Origin of the sequence: Desertibacillus haloalkaliphilus (assembly GCF_019039105.1) — a bacterium.
Classification (GTDB): domain Bacteria; phylum Bacillota; class Bacilli; order Bacillales; family KJ1-10-99; genus Desertibacillus; species Desertibacillus haloalkaliphilus.
The window spans coordinates 1-389 of record NZ_JAHPIV010000290.1 but is presented as its reverse complement, the minus strand read 5'-3'; the positions used below and the strand labels follow the sequence as shown (position 1 = coordinate 389).

The window sequence follows — 389 nt, the reverse complement described above, 5'->3', positions numbered from 1 at the left end:
CTTCTTTCTTTCGTGGTGTTCCATATGCCATTACTAATAAGCCAATTTTTCTCTTAGTCATTTCCTCACCTCAAATTACTTGTTGTTCATTGAATAGTCATGCACAAACGCCGTTAATCTCTTTAACGTATCTGGACTAACCTCCGGGAAGACTCCATGTCCTAGATTGAAGATAAAGTTTGGATTTTTCATTCCTTGATCTAAGATTGCTTTCGCGCGTTCTTCAATCACATTCCATGGCGCTAATAAAATGGCAGGATCTAAATTTCCTTGAACCGTTTTCTTAATACCTAGCTCTCTTGCTTCTTGTACAGACAAACGCCAGTCAAGCCCAACTACATCTAGAGGTAAGTCATTCCACTCGTTTGCTAAATGACTTGCTCCTACAC

General features: G+C 39.6%; 1 protein-coding gene. It reads right to left on the bottom strand.

Annotation, left to right across the window (positions count from 1 at the left end; translation table 11 throughout):
• Nucleotides 1–75: 75 nt before the first annotated feature.
• Nucleotides 76–389 (bottom strand): uroporphyrinogen decarboxylase family protein (locus KH400_RS21980; protein WP_281418770.1); only part of this gene is annotated, 314 nt, incomplete at its 5' end.